Raw genomic sequence first — 23,763 nt, forward strand, 5'->3', positions numbered from 1 at the left:
GGCGCGCGGGAAGTCGACCGGGCCGGTCTTCCGGTGCCCGGCTCCCGAAGAATCGCTGGTCACAAGCGCCCGCCCGGACTCAAGCGCAGAAAGTCGGCCCGGCCGACTTCCGGTGCGCGCCGTGGCGGATCGCGCCGTCGTCCCCTGGCCGTCCGCCTTCGTCCGGAACCGCCGGTGGGCGGGGAGCCGGCCCGGGCCGGCTCCCCGCCCACCGGCGGTGTGCCTCGTCGCGGAGCGCTGCCCGGGCTACGCGACTGCCTGGCGGCGCCAGCGGCGGTAGGCGGGTTCGAGGCCGGAGAGGATGGTGTCGAACCGGCGGGTGCTGGTGGTGGAGTCGACCTGGAGACGGCTGATCTGGAGCGGGTGGGAGGGGAGACGGGGGCCCAGCCGGTGGTCGGAGAGGAAACCGAGGCGGTATCCGAGTTCCTGCAGGACGGTTTCGGCACGGATGTCGTGCCCGCCGTCCGGGTAGGCGAAGGCGATCGGCGGTTCGCCCAGCCAGCGGGTGAGGGCCTCGTGGGCGCCGGTGATCTCGGTGCGCACGGTGTCGTCGTCGCAGCGCCCGAGGCACGGGTGCCCCTGGGTGTGGTTGCCGATCGCGACACCCCCGTCCCGCAGGGCGAGCAGGTCGTCCGGGGTCAGCTGTTCCTGGCGGGGCGGCCGCCGGTCGGCGCTGGCCCGCAGCTCGTGCAGGCTGCGCCGGCGGTCCGGGTCCGGCATGGCCTTGAGCCGGCGGAGCACCTGGGACGGGTGGCCGCAGTCGAGCGAGCGGGCCCGGCCCCCGTGCCGGGCGAGGAAGTCGGCCTCGTGCCACCAGAACGGCCGTTCGGTGCCGATGAGCTCCGAGATGACGAACGCGGTGGCCGGAATGCCCCGGGCGTCGAGGGCCGGCAGGGCGTGGGTGAACACGCTCCGGTCGGCGTCGTCGAAGGTGACCAGGACGCTCCTGGGCGGCAGCGGCCGCTGCTCGGTCACCGCCTGGAGGACCGCGCCGAGCGAGACGGGTGTGGCGAGCCGCCGGAGCCGGTCGAGCTGGGCGCCGAAGGAGCGGTGGTCGGTCACCCCGTGGTACGCGAGCACGGCGAGCCGCTGGGCCGCGCGGGCCCGGAACAGCGGCTGGACGGGGGCGAACCGCAGCCACTCGCCCCGGGCGTCCTGCTGTTCCGGTTCGACGGCCGCCCGGCGACGGCCCCCGCCGTGCCGCCGGTCGCCGCGGACGTGCTCGCCGTACACCCGGTCGGCGGCTCGGCCGACGTCGTGCCGGTCCGCCCCCCACCCGATGGGCGGCGGCAGGGCGCGCACGCCGGTCACCGACCGGGCGCGGGCCATGGAGATCGTTGTAGTGGACTGGGACTGCGGCACGGTTCCCCCTCGTTCGCCGAGCGGCGTGGCGGTACCGCCGGAGGACGGAGCCCGGCCTCCGACTCCAAGGGCGGCGGCTCCGCCCTTGGATATTCCTGTTCTCGGTGGGGGAGTCACACCCGTCCCTCGAACGGCTCCTGGATCACTCAATGCCATTGAGACCGCTGCACCGGGCGGATGGTTGTACCGGGGGGACGAGGATTTTTCGTGGACTGATTGTGGAGCCGAAATGCCCGTGCGGACGCCTTGGACACATTCTCGGCTGACCGCGGCGAGCCCCTGACCAGCCCCGATCCCCCGGTCGCCGAGAGTGCCCGGGCCTTCACTCCCTGCGGGCTGCCTCCGGTGCCGCCCCGGGGTACCTTGGGCTCATGGCAGATGCGGACCGTGACCCCTTCCACCTCCACGGGGCCTCCCGGATGGCCCGGGCGTGCAGCGGCGGGGCACTGGTCACCCACCAGCTCCCGCTGACCGTGGTGGGCCTGGCCTGCCTGGCTCTCGGCATCCTGGTCGCCGTGTTCGTGCCGGACAGTGACGGTCCCGCCTGGGCGATGGCGGTGGCCGGCTGCCTGGCCGCCGGTGTCCTGCTGCTCGGCCGGATCGCCTTCGGCGTGTTCCGCGACCGGCGCCGCGCCGCGCTCTGACGGCAGCCGTACCGGCGTACCGGCCGTACGGAAGGTCGTGCGGAAGGCCGCGCGGAAGGCCGTGTGGAGGTCCGCGCGGAAGGTCGTGCGGAAGGCACGTTTCGACCGGGGGTCCCCCCACCCTTATGTCGATCGTTTTCGGAATTTCGAAACGCGGACCGAGCGAAATTAGTCAGACCGACCGAATATCGTCCAGTCCGACAATCCCTGGGCCCCTTCTTTCACCATTTCCGGACGAAGACTTCATCCCGCCTCTACTGTGAATGCGTTCTTCCGGCTCGAAGCGCAGCGGAGGGGGAGCGATGGTCGGCAGGCCGGATCGTGCCGTGGCCGCCTCATGAGGCGCGGTGGCGACCTCGCCGTCGCCGCCCTGGCCGCGATCGTCGCACTGCCGCTGGCCCTGCTGATCGCCGTCCTGCTCCGCTGCACCAACGACGGCCCGGTCCTCCAGCGGCGGACCCGGACCGGCCGGCACGGCCGCGAGTTCCAGATCCTGCGCTTCCGGACCGGCGGTGACGGCCGGCTCCCCGCCCTGCTACGCCGCACCGGCCTGGAGGAACTGCCCCGGCTGTGGAACGTGGCACGCGGCGAGATGGGGGTGATCGGGCCGCGGCCGGTCAGCCCCGACCAGGCGGTGCGCTACTCGGGCCGCGAGCACGGCCGCCTCGCGGTACGGCCCGGACTCACCGGCTGGGCCCAGCTGCACGCCGTGGGCCGCGGCCGGACCCGCCGCCCGCTCAGCCGCCCCGAGTGGGCCGAACTCGACCTCTGGTACGTCGAGCACCGCTCGCTCCGGCTGGACCTGCACATCCTCGGGCGCACCGTGCTGGCCCTGCTGCGCCCCGACACCGGCCGGACGCACCGGGTCGGCCGGGAACCGCCCCGATAGGCTGCGGTCCATGGCCATTCCCCCCTTCCTCGCCGACCTCCGCGCCCTCGTGGGCACCCGCCCGCTCTGGCTGAGCGCCGTCGTCGCGGTCGTGCTGGACGACCGCGACCGGGTGCTGCTCGCCCGCCGGGCCGACGACGGCCGGTGGGCGCCGATCGGCGGCATCCTCGACCCCGGCGAGCAGCCCGCCGACGGCGTGGTGCGCGAGTGCGAGGAGGAGACCGGGGTGGTGGCCGTGCCCGAGCTGCTCGCCTCGGTCACGGTCTCGCCCCAGGTCACCTACCCGAACGGCGATGTGACGCAGTACCTGGTGCTGACCTTCCGCTGCCGTGCGGTCGGCGGCGAGGCGCGGGTGAACGACGACGAGTCGCTGGAGGTCGGCTGGTTCGGGCTGGACGAGCTGCCGCCGATGATCGAGAGCGAGCACGAACGGCTGCGCCACGCGCTGGAGTGCGAGGGTCCGGCGGTCTTCACCTGGGAGGGCAAGGAGCGCCCCTGAGCCCGCCTGCCGACGGCGTCCTGCCGCCTGCCGCCTGCCGCCGGCCCGCCTGCCAGTGGGCCGGCGGTTCTGCGACGGCCCGTCCGGTCAGCCCTTGTACTGCCGGTAGGCCTCCTCGGCCGCGTCCAGCACCGCCGCCAGGTCCCCGCCCGCCGTCGCGGTCGTGGTGGCGGCCACCGCGCCCTCGACGAACGGCGCGTTGGCGAACCGGACCGGGAACGGCAGTCCGTGCTCGTCGGCCTCGGACAGCAGCGCGCGGACGGTGGTGACCGCCCCGCCCAGGTCGGCGAGCACGACCACACCGTGGCCCTGGTCCACCCGGCGGGTCGCGGCGGCCACCAGGACGGCGCTGATGCCGGGCCCGTCCGGCAGGTCGCCGCCGGTCGCCGCGACCGGCGCGGGGGAGTCGGATCCGGTCAACGCCAGCGCGAGGGACCGTACGGCGGTGGCCAGTTCCCGGCTGTGCGAGACCAGGACGATCCCGACCCGACCGTGCGCGGCGGGCCGGCCGGAGGCGGGCCGGGGCAACGGGGTGGGCGAGGGAGGCGTGCGGGGAGCCGGAGGATGGGCCGAGGGGGCGTCGGAGATGGGGATGACGTCGGCGCGGGTGCCGTCCCGGCGGCTCATCGGCTGCTCCCTTGAACGGATCGGTGGGGGTCTTCGGGCTCCCGGACGGCCGACGGGCTCGCCCTCCCGCGCTCCCGGGCCCGGACGGCGCCCGGGAGGCGCCAGGACGGCGCCCTGGCAGCACTCTGGCAGCTGCCCGCCGCCCCCGCCGGTCGGGACACGCCTCGACCCTTCCTCCGGCGATGCCCGTCCCGGGCCGGAGGAGTCCTCGTCAACCCGCTGACCGGGGCCGCGAGGTGTGACTAGGCTGACCCGGGAACGCAGTCGGGAGGAGATCGGTCAGTGGGATCCAACAGCGGGACGGACACGGAGACCGGCGAGGTGCAGCCGGAGCTGGCGCCGAGCGGGAAGCCCAAGGTGGACTTCACCGGGGCGGAGTGGCTGTGCAGCAGCCAGGGCGTCGGAGACGTGCAGATCGCCTTCGTGGACGGCTACATCGGGATGCGGGACGGCCGTCAGGAGGACGGTCCCGTCCTGGTCTTCACACCGGGGGAGTGGCGGGCCTTCGTGCTCGGCGCCCGGGACGGCGAGTTCGACCTCACCTGAGGCTCGCCGGGCCCCTCCGGGGGTCCTTCGCGGGGCCCCCGGCACGGAGCCGGCCCCCGTCGCGGAAGCGGGTCCCCCATCGAGGGGGCCCGCTCCGCAGGCGTTCTTCCGGGTCCGAACATCACAACTGATGATCCATTGAGCGTGCCCCGTCAGAATTTCTGTTGACTGTTAGACAAACGCAGCTCAGAGTATGAGCACGGGCAGACGCCGTGCCCACCGCCCCCACGCGGCCAGACACGGCGCCTGCTGTGCGGTCCGGCACTGGTGCCGGACCATCCTCCCAGTCATCCCCTGCGCACCGGGGTGCGTCGGCCGGTCCCGGCCCCGTGAAGGGCCGGCAGTCGCCGGGAGGCTGGTGCCGGAACCGAGAGCGACTCGGAGACGGCACCGAACGCTCGGGACCCGCACGCCCCCACGCGGCGGCGTCCCGAGCAGATCCACGGGAGCGACGGGCCGGGGCCCCGCGGATCTGGCTTGTGATGCATGGAACTGTTGGCTTGTGTGTTGGTGCTGTGTGCGATGACGAAGCACGGGTGCTCGGCAGTTCGGCACGACAAGTGCACAGTGAGGGAACGCGTGTGCACAGTGAGGGAAACGCGTGTAGGGCCGCGTTGCGACATGCCGTCCCCCCGGAGGGTGAAACCCGGAACGGCTGTCGTGCTGAACCGAACGTAGCCCGGACGGTTGCTCAGAGTCAACATTGGTCTCTGAGCGTCGATCTCCCGCCCGCCCCCCGACGGCGCCCCACCCACCTCGCGAGCGGGGTGTGCCGGACACGTACGATGTTCCCATGTCTTTTCTCCGCCGTCGCTCCGGACAGCCCGCCGGCCCGGACTTCGACGTGCTCGCGATGGACCCGGGTGACTGGCCCGGCGACTTCGGTGCGGCCATGATGACCGGCCCGGACGGCTCCTGCCAGGGGATCTTCCTGCGCTACGACCTGTTCGGCGGCAGAGGCCCGGCGATGTTCATCGGCAACCTCCCCGAGGGCTCGCCCGCCCGGGAGACCGGCGACGACGTGCCCTTCGAGGTGCGGCAGCTGCTCGCGGCACTGGAGAACGACGAGCCGGTCGAGTTCGCCTCGGCCGAGGACTTCCCGGTGATGCTCGGGGACGACCTGCTGATCGTGAAGAAGGTCAAGGTCAGCGAGGAGCGCGTGTTCTGCGCCCAGTTCGGCCGCAGCGACGGGGTCCTGGTCACCATCGCGTCCTGGGACCGACCGATTTCGGACGACCTTTATCAGCTGCTGAAGCCGCTCCCGGCGGACATGTTCCAGCAGGGCTGACCCCGAAGGGGCCGATTCCGGCGGCACGGACCGGCTCCGCCCGGTGGCCGGATCCTGCTTGACGGTATCGATCAACGGTTCGTACAGTCGCGAACATGCCGTGCCGTCTTCCGTTGCTGACCCGTCGCAGGCACCTGGATCTGCGGCGCACCGCCAGCGCGGCGTGTCCGGGTCGCTGAGGGGGATCCGTCCCCAGGCGGCGGGTGGTCGGCCGGGTCCCGGTCGGCGCCGAATCCCGGGGGCGGGCTGTGAGCTGGCCTCCGGGGCCGCCAACCGGTACCGCGCGCCCGTACGGCGTGCCGCCCGCATCCGTCGAGCCCACGCTGCCGCCCGGAGGCACAGCATCATGACGACCCGCGCCGCCAACCGTTCGACCGCCGATCGTTCGTCCGGGGACCATCCGTTCGACGATCGCTCCGCCGACGGAGCCCCCGTGGGCGAACCCCCCGTCGGCGACCGTTCCGCGGCGGACGCCACCGCCATGAGCACCACCGCCAGGACCGGTTCCGCCGGTCGCCGCTCCAGGACCGGCCCGCCGTCGGCGAGTTCCGGCCGGTCCGATTCCGGCCATCCCGAACCCGTCGGTGCCGCGACCGCCGGTACGTCCGGTTCCGCACCCGGCCGCACCGCGATCGAGACCGCGCTGGCCGGGCTGCCCCGGGTGGTCGACCTGCTGGCCGCCCGCGCGGAGGAGCACGACCGCGACGCGACCTTCCCCTACCAGGGGATCGAGGCCGTCCACGAGGCCGGACTGCTCACCCTCACCGTCTCCGAGCGGTACGGCGGGCCGGGCGGAACGCTCGCCGACACCGTCCGGGTGCTGTCCCAACTCGGCCGCGGGGACGCCTCGGTGGCCGTGGTCACCGCCTTCACCCTGCTCCGGCACGCCGAGCAGGCCCGCCGGGCGGACTGGCCGACGGCCGGCTACCGGCGGCTGCTCACCGAGTCCCGGCGCGGTCCCGCGCTGGTCAACACGCTGCGGATGGAGCCCGGCGGCCACCCGGGGGAACTGCCCGCGACGGTCGCCCGGCGGGACGGCGACGGCTGGCTGCTGACGGGCCGGAAGACGTACTGCACCGGTGCCGAGGCGCTCGCCTGGATGGCGGTGACCGCGCGGACCGACGAGGAGGTGCCGAGGGTCGGCACCTTCCTGGTCCGCGGCGAGAGCGAGGGCCTGGAGATCGACCCGACCTGGGACCAGCTCGGACTGCGGGCCAGTGCCAGCCACGACGTGGTGCTGGAGCAGGTCAGGGTGCCCGCCGACCTCGCGCTCGGTCTGACGACCGGTCGCCGGACGGCCCGTCAGGATGCCGACGCGGGGGCCGAACTCTCGCTCGCCTGGCACGACCTGGCCCTCTCCGCGGTGGCGATCGGCGTCGCCAGGGCCGCCGAGGCCTGGCTGATCCGCTTCCTCAACCAGCGCACCCCGGCCAACCTGACCGAGCCGCTCGGCACCCTGCCGCGCTACCGGACCGCCCTCGGCGAGATCGAGGCCCAGCTGATCGGCGCCGAGGAACTGGTCGAGGGCCTCGCGCCCCGGGTGGACCGGGGCGAGCCGGGGGCCGTCGCCCGGACCGGTCCTGCCCACCTGCTGGCCACCCGGGCCGCGACGGCGGTGGTCCAGCAGGCCGTCGCCCTCACCGGCAACCCGGGCCTGAGCCGGCGTCACCCGCTGGAGCGCTACCTGCGGGACGTGCTCAGCAGCCGGGTGCACCTGGCCCCGGACGAGACCGTCCTGGAGGCCGCGGGCCGGGCGGCCCTGGAACGGGGCGCCCGGCCGTGAGTGCCGCGGGGTCGTACCTGTCGTCCGGTCAGCGGGTGCCGACCGCGGCGCGGACGGCCCGGCGGGCGAGTGCCGCGTCGTCGTAGAGCCGGCGGATCATGATCCGCTGCTCCTCGCCGGCGCCCGGCACGTCGTACAGCCGGATCTCGCGCATCAGCACCAGCACCAGGTTCACCAGGAAGGCGTCCCTGGCCAGCGTGCCGCCGTTCTGGGCGAGCTGGCTGATCTGCCGGCGCGCCGCGGTGTCCCCGGACAGGACGCTCCACAGCACCGCCAGGTCGTAGCCCGGCAGGTACCAGCCGGCCTGCTCCCAGTCGACCAGCACCGGGCCCGACGGCGCCAGCAGCATGTTGCTGAGCAGGGCGTCGCCGTGGCAGAGCTGGAGCGGGGTGGTGCCGAGGCCGTGCAGCAGGGCGCGCAGGTCGCCGGCGTCCCGGTCGGTGAGCTGGCCCACCGAGTGGTAGCGGGCGATCTCCATGGGGTAGTCCAGGCGGGGCTGGAACACGTCGGTCGGCGGCCGCCACAGGTTCAGCGTGCGGACCGCGGTGAGCAGCGCCCGCACCTCGCCCGGGGTGGGCGCGTTGACCGGGTGGCGCTCGCGGGCGGCCGGGCGCCCCGGGACGCGCTCCATGACCAGGACGCACCGGTCGTGGTCGGCCGCGACCAGCCGGGGCAGCCGCACCGGCGGACGGTGCCGGACGAACGCCCGGTAGACCGCCACCTCGTGGTGGAAGTCGGCCACCAGCTGCTCGAAGTACTCACTCCGCACCGCCTGCGGCGCCAGGCACTTGGCGACCACCGGAGCCCGTCCGATGGTGCCCGCCACCAGGATGTGGCGGCTGCCCTCGCGCAGGACCTGGCGCGGCGTGAACGCGGGACATATCCGCGCGACACTGGCGAGCGCCGCCCGGACCGCCGGGGTCTGGAGCGCGGAGGGATCGATCCGTTCCGGGCCGCCGCCGGGCTGGCCGGGCCGCCGGGCCCGCAGCACCTGGCCGTCGGCCTGCCGGGCCAGTGGCATCCGGCCGCCGCCCGGCAGGGCGGTCTCGGGGGCGCGCAGCCCCAGCGCGGTACGGCCGGCCGGACCCAGCGCCGTACGGCCGGCCGGGACGACCCGGGTGTCCGTGGCCCGGCCCTCGGCGCCGCGCGGGGCCACCGGACGGCTCGTCGGCGGCACCGGCCTGGGGCCGGGGCGGCCGGCGGCTGCGGTGGGGGGGCGCAGCGCGGGGCGGGTCGCGGTGGGCGTCGGGGTCGTCGCTGAGGAGTACATGGGCTGAGGGTGGTCCCTTCCGGTCCGTCGGCGGGTGCTTCCCCGCGGGGGCGGGGGAGGGCCGGTGCCGTGTGCTTCCTGGCGTGACGGCGGCCCTGCGGGTGCTGCGGTGCGGCACGCGCGGTGCGGCGGGTGGTGAGCGGGCGCCGGGCACGGACGCGGGGTCGGGAACCCCTGTCCGGCAGTGCTCCGGCCGTCCGCACCCTGGGGAATGCGGTCGGCCGGACTGCCGTGGCCGTGCCCGGCGCCCCCGCGCCACCCGGCCGCGCCACCCCCTCGGGTGAGAACCGGGAGCGCCCCGTACCACCGTCGGGGGAAGGCCCCGACGCTGGTGGGACGCCGCCCGACCCGGGGGGCGAGGTGGCGCACTCCTACAACACACCCGTCGGGCACTGGCTTAGTAGTCTGGCGGGCCCTGGCGAACGGTGGCGAATGCTCGCCCGGCACTTGCCCGAGCCTCTAGCCTCGAACCAGCCGAGGAACCTGGGGGCTTCGTTGAGCAGGGAACCCAACACCCGACTGGCCGACATGTTCGTCCTGACCGGATGGTCGAAGGGCGAACTCGCGCGGCTGGTCAACCGTCGGGGTGCCGCGATGGGTCAGCTGCAGCTGTCCACCGACACATCGAGGGTACGGCGCTGGATCGAGCAGGGGGAGATCCCGCGCGATCCGGTGCCGAGGGTGCTGGCGGCCGTGTTCACGGAGCGGCTCGGACGTGTCGTCACCACTGAGGACCTCGGTCTGGAACGACACCGGCCCACCAGGTCCGGAGCGGACGCGTCCGCAGCAGTGCCATGGTCGCCGGATCGAACAGCCGCGGTCCTCACCGAGTTCACGGGAATGGACCTCATGCTGAACCGACGTGGATTGGTGGGCGCCGGAGCCGCGCTCACGGCCGGGGCGGTCATCGCCGACTCGCTGAAGGGCTGGCTGAGCGGGGACGCGGTCGCCTACGCGGCCTCCGTCCCCGGGCCCCGACAGGTGGTCGCCGGGAGCGGATCGCACCCGGTGGTCGACGTGTACGACGCGGGCCCGGTCGGGCTCGACGAGGTGGAGTCGCTGGAACACTCGGTGCAGGTGTTCCGGGCCTGGGACGCGGCCCGCGGAGGCGGGTTGCAGCGCAAGGCGGTGGTCGGCCAACTGAACGAGGTCGGCGGCCTGTTGACACACCGCCACGCACCCGCCGTGGAGCAGCGGCTGTGGCTGGTCGCGGCCAACCTGGCGGTGCTGGCGGGCTGGATGTCGCACGACGTGGGCCTGGAGCCCACCGCCCAGAAGTACTTCATGATCGCGGCCGACGCGGCCAAGGAGGCCGGTGACCGGCCGCGGGCCGGCGAGGCGATCTCCCGGGCCGCCCGGCAGATGGTGCACCTGGGCCGGGCCGACGACGCCCTCGACCTGATGTCGGCGGCCAAGGCGGCCGGCGGGCGGCTGCTGCCCAGGACGCGCGCCATGCTCAACACCGTCGAGGCGTGGGCGCACGCCTCGATCGGGCACTCGCAGGACACCTACCGGCTGCTCGGCGAGGCCGAGGACCTGTTCGCCGAGGAGGCTCCCGAACCGCCGCCGTCCTGGATGCAGGTGTTCGACGAAGCCGAACTGCGCGGCATGCAGGCCCTGGTGCTGCGCACGCTGTCCGAGCACGACCCGGCGGTGGCCCCCGAGGCCCGCAGGCACGCGGAGCGGGTGATCACCCTGCGGGAGGGCACCGGGCAGCTGCGGTCGGCGCTGTTCGACCGGATCACCCTGGCCTCGGTGCACCTGATCACCGGCGAGCCGGACGCGGCGCGGTTCCAGGCCAAGATGGTGATGAACCTGATCGGCCAGAACTCCTCGCTCCGGACCTGGGACCGGCTGCGGGAGATGTACCGGCTGACCGCCAGGTACCGGGGGCTGCCGGTGGTGGACGAACTGCGGGAGGAGCTGGGCCGGGCGCTGCGGGCGGTGGACGCCAAGAACCGGCGGCGGCTGAGCTGACGGGCGCCCCGCGGTGCGGCCCCCCGGGTGGTCGGGCCCCTGATGCGCGGACCTCGGGCCGGGGCTTGGAACGGGGATCGGGGCGGGGCGCTCAGACCGACCGGGCCGGGCGGAGCAGCATGCGCAGCGCGGTGACGGTGCCGTCCGGGCCGAGGACGGGCTCGCCCCCGAACTCGACGCCCTCCTGCCGTCCGTCGGACCGGCGGATCCGTACGGTGCCGGCGGCGGAGCGGCCGTGCACCAGGGCGTCGGTCATCATCCGCCGCAGCAGCGGCCGGTCCGCCTCGGGGAGCCGGTCCGGCAGCCGGTCGAGGCTGAGCGGGCCGTGGTCCGGGTCGCAGCCGAGGAGGAGGTAGGTCTCCGGGCTCCAGTGGGCGCCGTCGGTCAGCAGGTCCCATTCGGCGGAGCCGAGCAGGCCGTCGATGCCGTCGTGGTCGCCGCCGTCGCCGAGGTAGGGGCCGGACGGCTCCTGTGCCGTGCCGTCCACTCTGCCGTCCGTTCCGCTGTCGGCGTCGCCCGTGCCGTCGCCGCCGGCGGCACCGGAGGTGTCGCCGTCGGCCCTGCCGATCGTGCCGGTTCCGCCCGTCGGGGCGCCGTCCACCGTGGCGGCGCCCGGCGGGCGGATGGCACCTAACGGCATGTTCATGGCGGGCCCATCGCTCGGCTGCGGCCCACGGTGTGCGGACCGTTCGGGTGGTGAGAAGACTGTCGCACAGCGTTGTCACCCTTGCGGGCGATTTGGACAGAACGCAGACAAAGTTCCCCTGGCATATGCCACTGTGGCAGTAGCCGTCGTCGCCCTGTGTGCGGACGGGGGTCCGAGGCGGTAACCTTCGGTGATTCCGGCGCCCGGGCGCCCACCGCAGTACCGACCAGAGACCCCGGCGACGGAAATCCCGTTGCCACTACGACCGCCGCAACGGATGCTGACCTCATGTTCGAGCCAGTGATAGCACCCAGTGCCAGCCTCCTGGGCCTCCTTCAGCGAGGCCGTGGTGACGGGCAGCTCCACGCGCTGGCCGCCGACCGTGCCGAGGCCATTTCCGCGCTGGAGGAGTGTGTCACCAGGGACCCGCGAGCCGACTGGCAGGTCGAGAGTCGCTCCCTCTACTACGCGCGCATCTACATGGACCTGGAAGCCCCCCTCGACGGCATCGAGGACCACCTCCACTCCGCCGAGGACCTGGTCACCGACGACGAGAGCCGCACCGGCCTCGCCCTCTCCGTCCTGGGCCACCTCGCCTCGTACGGCCGGCGCGACGCGCTGCTGATGCTGCGCGAGTACGCCGCCACCGGCGCCAACTGGTCCTGGGCCCTCGACGAACTCGCGCTGCGCGACGACGACCGCGGCCTGCTGCTGCTCGGGACCGCCGTGCTGGACCACTTCCCGCCGGGCCCCGAGGGCGACGCCGAGCTGCGCGAGTTCATCCGCAACGCGTACGAGCCCAGGCCCTGGCGGCTGTGGGCCTCCTACCACCCGAGAGTGGCGGCGGCCAGCGAGCAGTCACCCTTCGACCTGTGGCAACGCCAGATCAACCGCAGCGGCGTCACCCCCGGCTGGTCCACCGCCGACGTGCTGGCCTGGGCCGACCAGGGCGAACTCGGCGGCCTCGGCGCCGGTGCCTTCCTCGGCCGGCCCGACGCCCGCACCGAGCCCGTGCGCGACACCGACCCGCAGTCCGGCCCCGACGCGGTGGACCGCCGCGCCGCCGCGGCCGCCCGCTGTCTGACCGCCGTGGTCCGGCCCGAGGACCGCCCGCTGCTGGTGGAAGCCGCGCGCGGCGGCCTGCCCGGCGCCCGCCGGGCCGCCCTGCGCCACCTGGTCGAGCAGCGCGACCCGGCCGCCGTCGAGCTGATCGAGACGGCCGCCGCGGACGTGGACGACCGGATCGTCCGGGCCGCCCTGGAACTGCTCGGCCGGATGCGCGGCCCCGAGGTGCTGGCGCAGGCCCGCCGCTGGGCCGACCCGGCCACCGGCGGTGCCGACAGCGCGCTCGGCGAGGCCGCCGTCCAGCTGCTCGCCGACGCGGGCGAGCCGGGCGACGCGCCGCTGGTGGTGGCCGGGCTGCGCCGCTGGATCTCCGTGCGCGGGGTCAGCGGTACCGGGCTCGGGTCGCTGGTGGACGGTGCGGGGCGGCTGGTCGCCGCCGACGCCGTACCGGTCCTGCGCCACGTCTACGGGGAGGCCGGCTCCTCGGAGCTGCGCGGACGCGCCGCCCGCGCGCTCGCCGTGACCGATGTGCACTTTCCCGAGGGGCCCGCTGTCGAGTGCCTCTGGGACTGCGAGGAGTCCACGCGTGAGCTCGCCGCGCGCCATGTCGCCACCACGGGCGACGCGCGTGTGCTGGAGCGGTTGCGCAGGCTCGCCGCCGACCCGGCCGAGGAGGCCGAGGTCCACGCCGCCGTACGCGGCCGCCTGACCGCCGCCCGGGAGCACGGGCGTTAGGGTCGGCCCACAACGTTCAGTGGGCCGGGACACCGACACGGTGTCCCGGCCCACTTGTTTCCGCGGGTCCTCGTACGCTCTGCGGTTCTCGTACGTTCTGTGGTCCTCGTACTGAAATCCGGTTCTACTTCACCGCGCCCGCGTCCGGGGTCAGCACGCCTCCGATGACCAGTCCGATGATCAGGACGCCGAGGAGCACCCGGTAGACCACGAACGGCATGAAGCTGTGGGACGAGATGTACTTCAGGAACCACGCGATGGCCGCGTAGCCGACCACGAAGGCGATCACGGTGGCCAGGATGGTCGGACCCCAGGCCGGGGACGGGCCCTCGCCGATCTTGAACAGCTCCAGTGCCCCCGAGGCGAGCACCGCCGGGATGGCGAGCAGGAACGAGTAGCGGGCCGCCGCCTCCCGGCTGTAGCCGAGCAGCAGGCCGGCGCTGATCGTGCCGCCGGAGCGGGACACGCCGGGGATCAGCGCCAGCGCCTGGGCCAATCCGTAGGTGCCCGCGTGCGGCAGCGTGAGGTCGGTGATCGGACGGGCGTGGCGGACGGCCCGGGTGCGGTCGGCGAACGCCAGGATCAGGCCGAAGACGATCAGCGTGGTGCCGATGATCCGCAGGTCGCGCAGGTGGGTCTCGATGGTGTCCTGGAACAGTTTGCCCAGGATGCCGATCGGCAGGGTGCCGATGATCACGAACCAGCCCATCCGCGCGTCCGGGTCCGAGCGCAGCGCCGGCCGGAACAGGGACAGCGACCAGGTCTTGATGATCGAGGCGATGTCCCGGCGGAAGTAGATCAGCACCGCCGTCTCGGTGCCGAGCTGGGTGACGGCGGTGAAGGCCGCGCCCGGGTCGTCCCAGCCCAGCAGGGCGGAGAAGACCCGCAGGTGGGCGCTGGAGGAGATCGGCAGGAACTCGGTGAGTCCCTGGATCAGGCCGAGGACGGCCCCGTGGAACCAGTTGATCACCGGACACGCGCCGGGGATATCCGTCGGGCGTGGGGCAGGGGCGGCATGGGCGGGTCCTTGCGGGTCGGAAGGGCGGGCGGGGCCGCCGCGGCCCGCCCGGCCCGCGGGCCGCGCGCGAGCACGGCGCGCGGCTGATGGTACGGGGTGAAGGTGACGGTTCTTTGTTCACCCTGTGTTCGACCGTTGCGCGCGGAGCCGGTCCCGGTCCGGAGCCGGTGTCAGGGGCGGCTCGGAGCACGGGCCGCGCGCGGCCGGTTCAGAGCACGGGCCGCGCGCGGACCCAGGTGCGGTCCGCGGTGAGGTAGCGCTCTACCACCAGGTCCGCCTCCGCGAGCGCCTGCTCGAACGCCTCGGTGTCGAGCGGGCGGGACAGGAAGGTCTGGGTCCAGGTGCCGTCCGGGAAGGTGTACTCGAAGCGGACGGAGTCGACGCCGTCGCCGACCGGCGTGGCCGAGACCAGCCGGGACCACGCGTCCGGGCCGATCCGGTTCTCCCGCGGCACGTTGCGGTGCCAGTCCTCACCCTCGCGCTGCACCAGCACGCAGCCGTCCTCGCCGACGTGCCGGCGGCAGGTCTCCAGCAGGCCCCGGCGGACGGCGACGTCACCGGCGTGCACCAGGAAGGAGGCGAGCATGACGACGTCGAAGCGCTCGCCGAGGTCCAGCTCCTCGATCGGGCTGCGCACCGTGCGGACGCCGGGGCGGATCCGGGCCAGCATCTCGGCGGACTCGTCCACGGCCGTCACGGTGAAGCCGCGGTCGGTCAGCGGGTGCGTCATCCGGCCGACGCCGCAGCCCAGTTCGAGGATGCGGGCGCCGGGTGGCACCGCGGCCTCGATCACGTCCGGGGCGTCGCCCACGGGGAGGCGGCTCCAGACCTCGACGGCGCAGCCGTCCGGGGTGATCGCGCCCTCGCCCGTTCCGTCGTAGCCCTCGCGTCGCTCGTCTGCCATGCCGTTCATCCGAACACGGACGGGCGGGCCGGGGGAAGAGGGCGTCGGAACGGGATTGCGGTATACCCCATGGGGTATAACTTCGACCAGTGACGGAGCAGGAGAGGCGGCGTCGAACGGGGCGCCGGGGCGAGCGGAGGACGACATGGCACACCCCGCACGGCACGAGCACCACCAGCAGCACGGGCACGCCGACCAGTGGCCGTTCTAGCGCGGGGCGCCCTCCAGGTCGGACAGGGTCGCCTCCAGCCAGCCGAGTTCGGCCTCGGTGGTGGCGCGGGCGACCAGCAGCAGCCCGCGCCGGAACGGATCCGTGAACTCCTCGGCGCGGATCGGGCGGTCGCCCTCGTAGAAGAAGCCGGCGGGCTCGGCGAGGAAGGCGAGCCGGCGGCGGAGCACTGCGGCCTGGGCGGCCGGGTCGGTCAGGTGCCGCAGGAAGGCGAGCAGGGTGAACCAGCGGTTCTCGTCGCTGACGTCGAGCGGTTCGGGCTCGCGCAGCCGGTCGAGCAGGGCGGTGCGGCCGGCCTCGGTGAGGTGCAGGGTGTGCCGGGGGGCGGCGGCGCTGCCCGGCTCGGTCTCGCGGACGAGCAGGCCGTCGGCCTCCAGGCGCTTGATCGCGGGGTAGAGCGTGCCGTCGCTGATCGGGCGGACGTGGCCGGTGAGCGCGGCGAGGTGGCGGCGCAGCTCGTAGCCGTGCAGCGGCCGGTCGTACAGGAATCCGAGGATCGCGAGCTTCAGCATGGGGTCACTCTCTCAGATCCGTCCCTCGGGGCGTGGGTATATCGCTATCGTGATACCTCGGGATCGATGTATGGTCCTGCTCGTCCGCCGGAACCCCCGGAGCCGGCCCGCCGGTGCCGGGACCCCTGAAAGAGGAGCGTGTGAGCATGCGCGAGGCCCCCGTCACCCCGAACGGCGACCGGATCCGCTGGGTCGAGCTGCCCGGTGCCGAACTGCCCGGTACCGAGCCGGCCCGGCTCTACCTGCACGGGCTCGGTGCCAGCTCGCCGGCCTACTTCGCGGCCGCCGCCGTCCACCCGTTGCTCGCCGGGCGGCGCTCGCTGCTCCTGGACCTGCTCGGCTTCGGCCTCAGCGACCGGCCGACGGACTTCGGCTACACGCTGGAGGAGCACACGGACGCGGTCGCGGCGGCGGTCGCGGCCGCCGGGCCCGACCGGGTCGAGGTGGTGGGCCACAGCATGGGCGGGGCGGTCGCGATCGTCCTCGCCCACCGGCACCCGCGTCTGGTCGAGCGGCTGCTCCTGGTGGACGCCAACCTGGACCGGATCGAGCCCGACCGGCGCCGCCCCGGCAGCAGCGGCATCGCGGCCTACACCGAGGAGGAGTTCCTGGCCGGCGGCCGGGACGAAGTCGCCGAGCGGGTCGGCCCGTTCTGGTGGTCCACCATGCGGCTGGCCGGTCCGGAGGCGGTCCACCGCAGCGCCCGCCACCTCGCCCGGGCGACCGCCCCGTCCATGCGCGAGCTGCTGCTCGGTCTTGACCTCCCGCGCACCTTCCTCCACCCGGTGGCGGACGGCGAGCCGGCGGGCGCCGACGCCCTGCGGGCAGCGGGCGTGCGGGTGGTCGCGGTGCCCGACTGCGGACACAACATCATGCTCGACAACCCGGACGGCTTCGCGGCCGCGGCGGCGGAGGCGCTCGGGCTGGGGTGACCGGGCGGGGTGATCGGGCGCTCGGGCGGACGGCGACCGGGCGGGGCCGGCCGCCGTCCGCCGTAGGGTGAGGTGAACCGCCCGAGAGGAGCCCGTCCGATGTCCGTCGAGGTACCACCCGCGCTGGCCGCGTCCCTGGAGGGGTTCCTCGGCGCAGAGGGGCGCGCCTGGACGGCCGGACTGCCCCTTCTGGCGGCCGAGTTGTTCGACCGCTGGGAGCTGCGCCCGGACGGGCCGGTCGCGCACGGCGTGGTCGGGCTGGTGCTGCCCGTGCTGCGTGCCGACGGGACGCCGGCCGTGCTCAAGCTCCAGCCGGTGGACGAGGAGACGGTCGGCGAGCCGCTCGCCCTGCGGGCGTGGGGCGGCGGCAGCGCCGTCCGACTGCTCGATCACGAACCAGCCACCGGTTCACTGCTGTTGGAGCGCCTGGACCCGGCGCGCTCGCTGCTCGACCTCCCCGACGACCTCGCGGCGCTGCGCGTGGTCGCCGAGCTTCTGAGCGAACTGACGAGTCATCAGGCTCCGTACGGGCTCAGGACCTTGGCGGACGCGGCGGGCCGCCTGCTGGAGGCGGCCCCGGCGGTCACCGCCTCCCTCGCCGACCCGACCGAACGGCGCCTGCTCGCCGACTGCGCGGCCGCCCTGCGCGAGGCCCGCACCGAGCCGGGCGACCGGCTGCTGCACTGGGACCTGCACTACGGCAACGTGCTGGCGCCGCTCCCGGGCAGTGGCCGGGCGCCCTGGCTGGCCATCGACCCCAAGCCGTTGGCCGGCCACCCCGGCTTCGAGCTGCTCCCGGCGCTGCGCAACCGCTGGACGGACCTGGTGGCCACCGGGGACCTCGCCCGGGCGCTGCGGCGGCGCTTCGACCTCCTGACGGAGGTGCTGGAGCTGGACCGCGAGGTGGCGGCGGCCTGGACGCTCGCCCGGGTGCTGCAGAACGCGGTCTGGGCGGCCGAGGAGGGCGAGACGGGGCTTGACCCGGCTCAACGCGCCGTCGCCGAACTGCTGTTGGGGCGTTGAGCGCGAAGCCGGCGCGCGGTTCGGCGCCCCCGGCCCCGGCCAGGCGGCTCAGTGTTCCCGCAGCGGCACGAAGCGCACCGGCGTCCCCGGCCTGGCCTGCGCGGCGGCCGGCAGGTCGCCGGCCGGCACGACGCCGATCACCGGGTAGCCGCCGGTCGTCGGGTGGTCGGCCAGGAATACCACCGGCTGCCCGTCCGGCGGGATCTGCACCGCGCCCGACACCATGCCCTCGCTGGGCAGTTCGCCGTCCCGGGCGCGGGCGACCGGCGGCCCCTCGGTGCGCAGCCCGACCCGGTTGCCGGTCGGGGAGACCAGGTACCGGTCGCGGCCGATCCGGGCCACCGCCTCCGCGGTGAACCAGTCCGCGCGCGGCCCGAGCCGCAGCCGCAGCACCAGTTCGGCCGGGGGAGCGGGCAGCGGCACCAGTTCGGGCCGGGCCCGGTACGGCGGTGGGGGGCCGACCGGCAGCCGGTCCCCGGCGGCCAGCGGGGCCGGTCCGAGCCCGGCGAGCAGGTCCGCCGAGCGGCTGCCGAGCACCGGTGGGACGGCGATCCCGCCCGCCACCGCCAGGTAGCCGCGCACCCCTGCCGTCGCCGCGCCGACCTCGACCACGGCCCCGGCCGGCACCACGACCGGCGCGCCCCAGGCGGCCGGCCGGCCGTCCACCCGCACGGGCGAGGGCGCACCGGTGACGGCGACCACCACCGTCCCGACGGCCCGCAGCGCGACCCCGCCGAGCGTGGTCTCCAGGCCCGCGGCCCCCGGCTCGTTGCCGACCAGCCGGTTGGCGGCGCGCAGCGCCGGCTCGTCCAGCGCTCCTGCCCTGGGCACCCCGAGGTGGGCGACCCCGCGCCGTCCGAGGTCCTGGACCGTGGTCAGCGGGCCGGGGCGCTCCACCACCAGCTCGTTCAACTCCGCCTCCCCTCAGTCCTGTTCGGCCGTGAAGCGGACCCTGGTGCCCGGGGCGAGCAGGGCCGGGGGCTCGCGGCCGGCGTCCCAGAGGGGCAGCGCCGTCCGGCCGATCAACTGCCAGCCACCGGGGGAGGGGTGCGGGTAGACGCCGGTGTACGGGCCGGCCAGGGCGACCGAGCCGGCCGGGACGGAGCTGCGCGGGGTGGCCCGGCGCGGCACCTCGTACCGTTCCCGGAGGCCGGTGAGGTAGCCGAAACCGGGGGCGAAGCCGCAGAAGGCGACGACGTACTCGGGTCCGGTGTGGATCCGGACGGCGGCCTCCTCGGACACCCCCCAGAGTGCGGCGACCTCGGCCAGGTCGGCGCCGTCGTACACGGTCGGGACCTCCAGCAGCGGCCCGTGCGCCGCCCCGGCCGCGGCCGGCCGGGCGGTGCGCAGCAGCGCCGCCACCGCGTCGACGTCCGCGACGCCGTCCAGCAGCAGGGTGCGCGCGGCCGGTACGAGCTCCTCCACCGCGCCGAGTGCTCCCGCCTCCCTGCGCTCGCTCAGCCAGCCGTACAGCGCGGCCACCTCGGCCGTCCCGGGCAGCTCGACCAGCAGCGCCCGCTCGCCGACCCGGTGCACCGCCCCCACCGTCACGTGAAGGCCTCCACCCGGACTCCGGCGGAGGCCAGGGCGCCGCGGATCCGCCAGGCGAGCTGGGCGGCGCCCGGGGTGTCGCCGTGGACGCACAGCGAGCGGGCCTCGACGGCGACCCGTTCGCCGCCGGCGGCCTCCAGGGCGTGGTCCCTGGCGATGCCGACGGCGCGGGTGATCACCGACCCGGGGTCCTCCACCACCGAGTCCGGCTCGCGGCGCGGGACGAGGGTGCCGGCGCGGGTGTACGCGCGGTCGGCGAAGGCCTCCGCCACCACCGGCAGGCCGACGCCCTCGGCCACCTCCAGCAGCAGCGAGCCGGGCAGGCCGAGGACGGGCAACGGCCCGTCGCAGACCGCGCCCGCCCGCAGCACGCCGGCGACCACGGCCTCGGCCTGCTCGGAGTCGCCGACCACCCGGTTGTAGAGGGCGCCGTGCGGCTTGACGTAGGAGACCTTGGAACCGGCGGCGCGGGCGAACACCTGGAGGGCGCCGATCTGGTAGGCGATCTCGTCGGCGAGCTCCTCCGGGGGCACGTCCATCGAGCGGCGGCCGAAACCGGCCAGGTCGCGGTAGGAGACCTGGGCGCCGATCCGGACGCCGCGTTCGGCCGCCAGTGCGCAGACCCGACGCATCGTCGACGGGTCCCCGGCGTGGAACCCGCAGGCGACGTTGGCACTGGTCACCACGGACAGCAGCGCCTCGTCGTCGGTCAGCGTCCAGCGTCCGAACCCCTCGCCGAGGTCCGCATTGAGATCGATCACCGCATCGGCCACGCCCGTCCGCCTCCCAGCAGCTGTTGAGCCAGATGGTAGGGCCTGCGGATGAAGGCCGTTGTCCGTGACCCGGTGCCCCGCGGGCGCTGCGGCGTGTGCCCGGGAGCGCACGCCCCGGGGCGGCGCCGCGCCGGGCCGCCCCGGGGGCCGTACGGGGTCGTGAGGGGGTGCGAGGGGTCGCTCGGGTCGGTGAGTGCGCCGGGGCCGCCCGGGTTCAGTGCGCGGGAGCCGTTTCCCGGAAGGCACGCTCCAGCGGACGCAGCGCCCGCAGCACGATCAGCAGCGGTAGGACGCCGAAGACCCCGAACGACATGTCGATGAATCGCCATGTCGGCGGAATCCCGCGCAGCGGCCCGCAGACCAGTGCCAGCGGGATGACGGCTCCGCAGGCGAGCACGGCCCAGCGGATCACCCAGACGTTGCGGACCGGGTCCTTGAGCGGCCCCCAGAAGGCGGCGGCGATCACCAGGTGGGCGAAGGCCAGCCAGTCGGTGCCGTAGGCGAGGAAGGGGTAGCGCTCGTTGCACGTCGAAGTGCAGGCGGAGCCTTGTCCCGCCTGCGCGGAACCGACTCTAGACCTATCTTTGAACGTGTTCAACACGCCTGTCGAAGGGAGGCCCCGGAACGCACCGGTGCCCGGGTTCCGTGGAACCCGGGCACCGGTGGTGGCGGCGCGCGCGCCGCGGACGGCCGTTACGCCGTGTAGGTGTACGTCGCCGGCGCGCTGGGCCCGCCCGCGGTGGTGACGGTGATGCCCACCGGCCCGGGCTGGGCGCCCGCCGGGGCCGTGGCCGTGCAGGCGGTCGGGCCGCAGGAGACGTGGGCGGCCGGAACCCCGCCGAAGGCCACCGTCCCGTACGTCAGGTTGCTGCCGAACACGATCACCCGGGTGCCGCCGGCAGCCGGGCCGGAGGCGGGGGACAGGCTGCTGATCGTCGGCGCGGCCGGGGTCGGCGGGGTGCCGGTGTAGTCGAAGGCGGCGGGCGCCGCGGCCGTGCCGCCGGGCGTCACCACGCTGACCGGGGCGCTGCCCGAACCCGCGGGCGTGGTCACCGTGCAGGCGGTGTCGGTGCAGCGGCCGGGCGCCGGGAGGCCGCCGACCAGCACCATGCCGCCGGCCAGGTTGCTGCCGCTGACGGTCACCGCGGTGCCGCCCGCGGCCGGGCCGGTGGCGGTGTCGAGGCCGGTGACGGCCGGGGCGGCCTGGACGGTCGCCGGCAGGTGGCTCTTGCTGACGAGGTCGTAGGCGGAGATGTGCCCGGTCGGGTCGGTGTCGTTCGGGTTGGCGACCGTCGCGGTGATCGTGCCGGCGATCGGCACGCCGGGCGTGGTGGCCAGGTTGAGCTTCATGAAGTTGTAGCTCCCGGGCGCCCGGGTGGCGGTGAACACGGCCTCAAGGTGGCGGTGGTCGGGGGAGAGGGCCGTGGTGAAGGTGTAGTCCGGCGGCGTGGGGAAGAACATCGCGCCGTCGGTGGTGACGCCCGGCGGCAGGTCGAGGGTGATGTGCGTGGGCCCGGTCACGTCCGCGGTGCCGGACGTGGTCCAGCCCACCGACATGTTGCCGGTGGTGAAGAAGCCGCCGGGGTAGTTCCCGCCCTGCGACACGGTCACGTGCTGGACGGAGGCCGACGGAGTGCCGGCCGGGGCGGCGGTGGCGGTCGCACCGGTGGCGAGGACGGCGCCGGTGGTGAGGGTGGTCACGGACAGCGCGGCGGCGAGGCCCGCTTTGGCCAGTCGGGTGATCATGCGTCGATCATCACCGAACTATCGCGCCGTCCTCACGGTTTTCTCGAATGCGGGTTCGAGAATGGCGGAATCCCGTCGAAACCGCGTTGCGAAATCGCCCCTCGCACCCTCGCCGACCTGCCGCTCCACCCGTCCGCAAGGCCCGTTTCGGTCGATGTCGGTGCGAACCCCTAATCTTGTCCTCCGTGACCGCCATCGCAGACCCGCCCACCGAGCCCGGCCTCCGACCGCCCGCCGGCCCGGCGGCCGTGCGCCCCGCGCCCGGCCCCGCCGCCGACGAGGGCCTGGCCCGCCGGCTCAAGGCGCTGGCCTGCACCGCCCCGCTGCACGACCTGGACAACCGCAAGGTCAACCTGGCCGGCGAGTACGGCGGCTACGCGATGGCCGAGGTCGGCCTCGCCGCGATCGACCTGGTCACCCTGCACATGGACTTCGACACCGGGGCCGACCGCGAGATAGTCCTCGCCCGGATGCTGCCCAGGGTCGCCGCCCAGGCCGCCGGCCGCCCCGCCACCGAGCACGAGCGGGTCGCCCGCTGGGTGCTGGAGTCGCTGATCAACGTCGGCAGCGTGGACCGCGGCTTCCGCGCCGTCTACGGCACCTTCGGCGCGGACGGCGAGTACGTCCGCCGCGACTACGACTTCAAGCTGATCGAGGAGGTCCCCGGCCCCGACGGCGGCGTCTACCTGCGCACCACCGACGAGGCGGTCAACGTCCTGGTCGGCGCGCTCGACACCGACGTCACCTCGGCCCAGATCGCCGCCGAGGTCAAGCTGGAGGTGCTGATCCGCCGTGGCCGCCTGGCCGACGCCCAGCTCGCCGCCGAGCAGGCCCGCTACCGCACCGTCCAGTACGCGGAGACGCTGCGCCGCGCCCTCGACGCCACCCGCCGCAACGTCCGGGCGGTCGACTGGATGCGCGCCGTCCCTGACCTCATCGAGGAGGCGCTGGACCACATCGCCGACCGCTACCGGCACGAGAACGCGATTCTCACCAACATCCGCAAGGCCCGCGACGAGGCCGAGGAGCCCGAGCACAAGCGCCGCGCCGCCGAGCTGGTCGACATCGTCAAGGACTGCATCCGCCGCCACACCCGGCTCCAGACCCGCCTGCTGGAGGCCGGCCCGCTGTTCCGCGCCGAACAGGACCGGCAGGCCTTCGCCACCCCCGGCGCCCGCAGCGGCATCGACCTCTACGGGCAGCTGCTCGCCCCCGTGCTGCGGCTGCCGATAGAGCAGGCCGTCCGCCCCACCGGCGCCTTCTTCGCCCACGGCACCGGCCTGCGCACCCCGGTCTCGGTCCGGGTCGCCGACCTCGTCGACCTGCTGCTCACCCCGCCGGTCGAGCGCGAGCACCTCGGGGCCGAGCTGCCCGACCCGGACCTGGTCGCCACCCCCGACGACAGCCGCTTCTCCGAGGCCCAGCTGGAGTCCGCGACGGTCCTGCTCGACCTGCCCCCGGACGCCCCCCGCCGGCTCTCCGGTCTGCTCGCCGACGCCCGCAAGCAGGACCCGGACCTGCCGTACCTGGTCGCCCTGCTCGCCGTGCACGCGGCCAGCCCGCCGGTCGGCACCGCGTACCGCCAGGGCGAGGAGCGGCTGCTGTTCGCCGTGGACGACGGCACCCCGCTGCGCGATTGGGAGTTCGGCGGCGCCGACCTGATCGTCGGCAGCGCCCTGCTCGACGCGGTCGGCATGGCCGCCGACCGCAAGGACGCCGGCTGACCGGCCCGGAACCCGCCTTG

24 protein-coding genes are annotated in these 23,763 nt (G+C 74.6%); 12 read left to right on the forward strand and 12 right to left on the reverse strand.

All coding sequences use genetic code 11. The features are described from left to right. Window positions 1-246 precede the first annotated feature (246 nt). On the reverse strand, window positions 247-1,329 hold the full coding sequence (locus ACZ7C5_RS35065; RefSeq protein WP_470324229.1) for a polysaccharide deacetylase family protein: 1,083 nt from the start codon (window positions 1,327-1,329) through the stop codon (window positions 247-249). Between the two features lie 404 nt (window positions 1,330-1,733). On the opposite strand from ACZ7C5_RS35065, the gene ACZ7C5_RS35070 reads away from it, so the two are divergent. The 3 genes from ACZ7C5_RS35070 (at window position 1,734) to ACZ7C5_RS35080 (ending at window position 3,394) form a co-directional block, all read left to right on the forward strand. Beyond that, window positions 1,734-2,006 carry a hypothetical protein gene (locus ACZ7C5_RS35070; RefSeq protein WP_470324230.1) on the forward strand — a complete coding sequence of 91 codons (273 nt, stop codon included), beginning with the start codon at window positions 1,734-1,736 and terminating at the stop codon, window positions 2,004-2,006. Between the two features lie 337 nt (window positions 2,007-2,343). Continuing rightward, entirely contained in the window at window positions 2,344-2,895 is a 552-nt protein-coding gene (locus tag ACZ7C5_RS35075) for a sugar transferase (RefSeq protein WP_188295625.1), read from the forward strand. A gap of 10 nt (window positions 2,896-2,905) precedes the next feature. Then, window positions 2,906-3,394: an NUDIX hydrolase gene (locus ACZ7C5_RS35080; protein WP_401092360.1), complete on the forward strand. Its 489-nt coding sequence runs from the start codon at window positions 2,906-2,908 to the stop codon at window positions 3,392-3,394. 87 nt (window positions 3,395-3,481) lie between these two features. On the opposite strand, the gene ACZ7C5_RS35085 is transcribed toward ACZ7C5_RS35080, so the two are convergent. Further along, window positions 3,482-4,021 (reverse strand): PTS-dependent dihydroxyacetone kinase phosphotransferase subunit DhaM, encoded by a 540-nt coding sequence (locus ACZ7C5_RS35085; protein ID WP_401092361.1) that lies wholly within the window; start codon window positions 4,019-4,021, stop codon window positions 3,482-3,484. Window positions 4,022-4,342: 321 nt separating this feature from the next. Here ACZ7C5_RS35085 and ACZ7C5_RS35090 point away from each other — a divergent pair, with 321 nt between their 5' ends. The 4 genes from ACZ7C5_RS35090 (at window position 4,343) to ACZ7C5_RS35105 (ending at window position 7,638) form a co-directional block, all read left to right on the forward strand. Next, entirely contained in the window at window positions 4,343-4,567 is a 225-nt protein-coding gene (locus ACZ7C5_RS35090; RefSeq protein WP_317619965.1) for a DUF397 domain-containing protein, read from the forward strand. Window positions 4,568-5,360: 793 nt separating this feature from the next. Continuing rightward, the gene (locus ACZ7C5_RS35095; RefSeq protein WP_188295628.1) at window positions 5,361-5,855 is read left to right on the forward strand and encodes a hypothetical protein; all 495 of its coding nucleotides are present in this window, start codon (window positions 5,361-5,363) and stop codon (window positions 5,853-5,855) included. A gap of 95 nt (window positions 5,856-5,950) precedes the next feature. Further along, entirely contained in the window at window positions 5,951-6,034 is an 84-nt protein-coding gene (locus ACZ7C5_RS35100; RefSeq protein WP_350526312.1) for a putative leader peptide, read from the forward strand. A gap of 254 nt (window positions 6,035-6,288) precedes the next feature. Beyond that, a complete protein-coding gene (locus ACZ7C5_RS35105) occupies window positions 6,289-7,638 on the forward strand; it encodes an acyl-CoA dehydrogenase family protein (protein ID WP_470324231.1) in 1,350 nt (449 codons plus the stop codon). Window positions 7,639-7,666: 28 nt separating this feature from the next. Here ACZ7C5_RS35105 and ACZ7C5_RS35110 read toward each other — a convergent pair whose 3' ends face one another. Then, window positions 7,667-8,908: an aminoglycoside phosphotransferase family protein gene (locus ACZ7C5_RS35110; RefSeq protein WP_470324232.1), complete on the reverse strand. Its 1,242-nt coding sequence runs from the start codon at window positions 8,906-8,908 to the stop codon at window positions 7,667-7,669. 495 nt (window positions 8,909-9,403) lie between these two features. On the opposite strand from ACZ7C5_RS35110, the gene ACZ7C5_RS35115 reads away from it, so the two are divergent. Next, complete coding sequence (locus ACZ7C5_RS35115) at window positions 9,404-10,885, forward strand: DNA-binding protein NsdB (RefSeq protein WP_470324233.1); 1,482 nt, start codon at window positions 9,404-9,406, stop codon at window positions 10,883-10,885. A gap of 91 nt (window positions 10,886-10,976) precedes the next feature. On the opposite strand, the gene ACZ7C5_RS35120 is transcribed toward ACZ7C5_RS35115, so the two are convergent. Further along, on the reverse strand, window positions 10,977-11,531 hold the full coding sequence (locus ACZ7C5_RS35120; protein WP_401092365.1) for a PAS domain-containing protein: 555 nt from the start codon (window positions 11,529-11,531) through the stop codon (window positions 10,977-10,979). Between the two features lie 288 nt (window positions 11,532-11,819). Here ACZ7C5_RS35120 and ACZ7C5_RS35125 point away from each other — a divergent pair, with 288 nt between their 5' ends. Next, a complete protein-coding gene (locus ACZ7C5_RS35125) occupies window positions 11,820-13,331 on the forward strand; it encodes a HEAT repeat domain-containing protein (RefSeq protein ID WP_401092366.1) in 1,512 nt (503 codons plus the stop codon). A gap of 124 nt (window positions 13,332-13,455) precedes the next feature. Here ACZ7C5_RS35125 and ACZ7C5_RS35130 read toward each other — a convergent pair whose 3' ends face one another. The 3 genes from ACZ7C5_RS35130 to ACZ7C5_RS35140 form a co-directional block, all read right to left on the reverse strand. After that, window positions 13,456-14,298 carry an undecaprenyl-diphosphate phosphatase gene (locus ACZ7C5_RS35130; protein WP_188295514.1) on the reverse strand — a complete coding sequence of 281 codons (843 nt, stop codon included), beginning with the start codon at window positions 14,296-14,298 and terminating at the stop codon, window positions 13,456-13,458. Between the two features lie 259 nt (window positions 14,299-14,557). Continuing rightward, window positions 14,558-15,253: a class I SAM-dependent methyltransferase gene (locus tag ACZ7C5_RS35135; RefSeq protein ID WP_401092367.1), complete on the reverse strand. Its 696-nt coding sequence runs from the start codon at window positions 15,251-15,253 to the stop codon at window positions 14,558-14,560. Window positions 15,254-15,460: 207 nt separating this feature from the next. Then, entirely contained in the window at window positions 15,461-15,994 is a 534-nt protein-coding gene (locus tag ACZ7C5_RS35140) for a PadR family transcriptional regulator (protein WP_401092368.1), read from the reverse strand. A gap of 146 nt (window positions 15,995-16,140) precedes the next feature. Here ACZ7C5_RS35140 and ACZ7C5_RS35145 point away from each other — a divergent pair, with 146 nt between their 5' ends. Beyond that, a complete protein-coding gene (locus ACZ7C5_RS35145) occupies window positions 16,141-16,926 on the forward strand; it encodes an alpha/beta fold hydrolase (protein ID WP_401092369.1) in 786 nt (261 codons plus the stop codon). A gap of 99 nt (window positions 16,927-17,025) precedes the next feature. Next, window positions 17,026-17,949 carry an aminoglycoside phosphotransferase family protein gene (locus ACZ7C5_RS35150; RefSeq protein ID WP_470324234.1) on the forward strand — a complete coding sequence of 308 codons (924 nt, stop codon included), beginning with the start codon at window positions 17,026-17,028 and terminating at the stop codon, window positions 17,947-17,949. Between the two features lie 48 nt (window positions 17,950-17,997). Here the strand turns inward: ACZ7C5_RS35150 and ACZ7C5_RS35155 are convergent, their stop codons facing one another. From ACZ7C5_RS35155 to ACZ7C5_RS35175, 5 genes are all read right to left on the reverse strand, one after another. Then, window positions 17,998-18,861: a 5-oxoprolinase subunit C family protein gene (locus ACZ7C5_RS35155; RefSeq protein WP_401092371.1), complete on the reverse strand. Its 864-nt coding sequence runs from the start codon at window positions 18,859-18,861 to the stop codon at window positions 17,998-18,000. A 12-nt stretch (window positions 18,862-18,873) separates the two neighbouring features. Further along, window positions 18,874-19,500, reverse strand: coding sequence for a 5-oxoprolinase subunit PxpB (pxpB, locus tag ACZ7C5_RS35160; RefSeq protein ID WP_470324235.1), 627 nt, complete (start codon window positions 19,498-19,500; stop codon window positions 18,874-18,876). Then, window positions 19,497-20,273 (reverse strand): LamB/YcsF family protein, encoded by a 777-nt coding sequence (locus ACZ7C5_RS35165; RefSeq protein ID WP_401092373.1) that lies wholly within the window; start codon window positions 20,271-20,273, stop codon window positions 19,497-19,499. Before ACZ7C5_RS35165 ends, pxpB begins: the two co-directional genes overlap by 4 nt. A gap of 214 nt (window positions 20,274-20,487) precedes the next feature. Then, a complete protein-coding gene (locus tag ACZ7C5_RS35170; protein WP_470324236.1) occupies window positions 20,488-20,874 on the reverse strand; it encodes a hypothetical protein in 387 nt (128 codons plus the stop codon). A gap of 92 nt (window positions 20,875-20,966) precedes the next feature. Then, the gene (locus ACZ7C5_RS35175; protein ID WP_470324237.1) at window positions 20,967-22,019 is read right to left on the reverse strand and encodes an IPT/TIG domain-containing protein; all 1,053 of its coding nucleotides are present in this window, start codon (window positions 22,017-22,019) and stop codon (window positions 20,967-20,969) included. Between the two features lie 185 nt (window positions 22,020-22,204). Between ACZ7C5_RS35175 and ACZ7C5_RS35180 the strand changes: the two genes are divergently transcribed. Further along, complete coding sequence (locus tag ACZ7C5_RS35180; protein WP_401092375.1) at window positions 22,205-23,743, forward strand: hypothetical protein; 1,539 nt, start codon at window positions 22,205-22,207, stop codon at window positions 23,741-23,743. Window positions 23,744-23,763 lie beyond the last annotated feature (20 nt).

The sequence above is a fragment of the Kitasatospora sp. NPDC036993 genome, assembly GCF_055607525.1.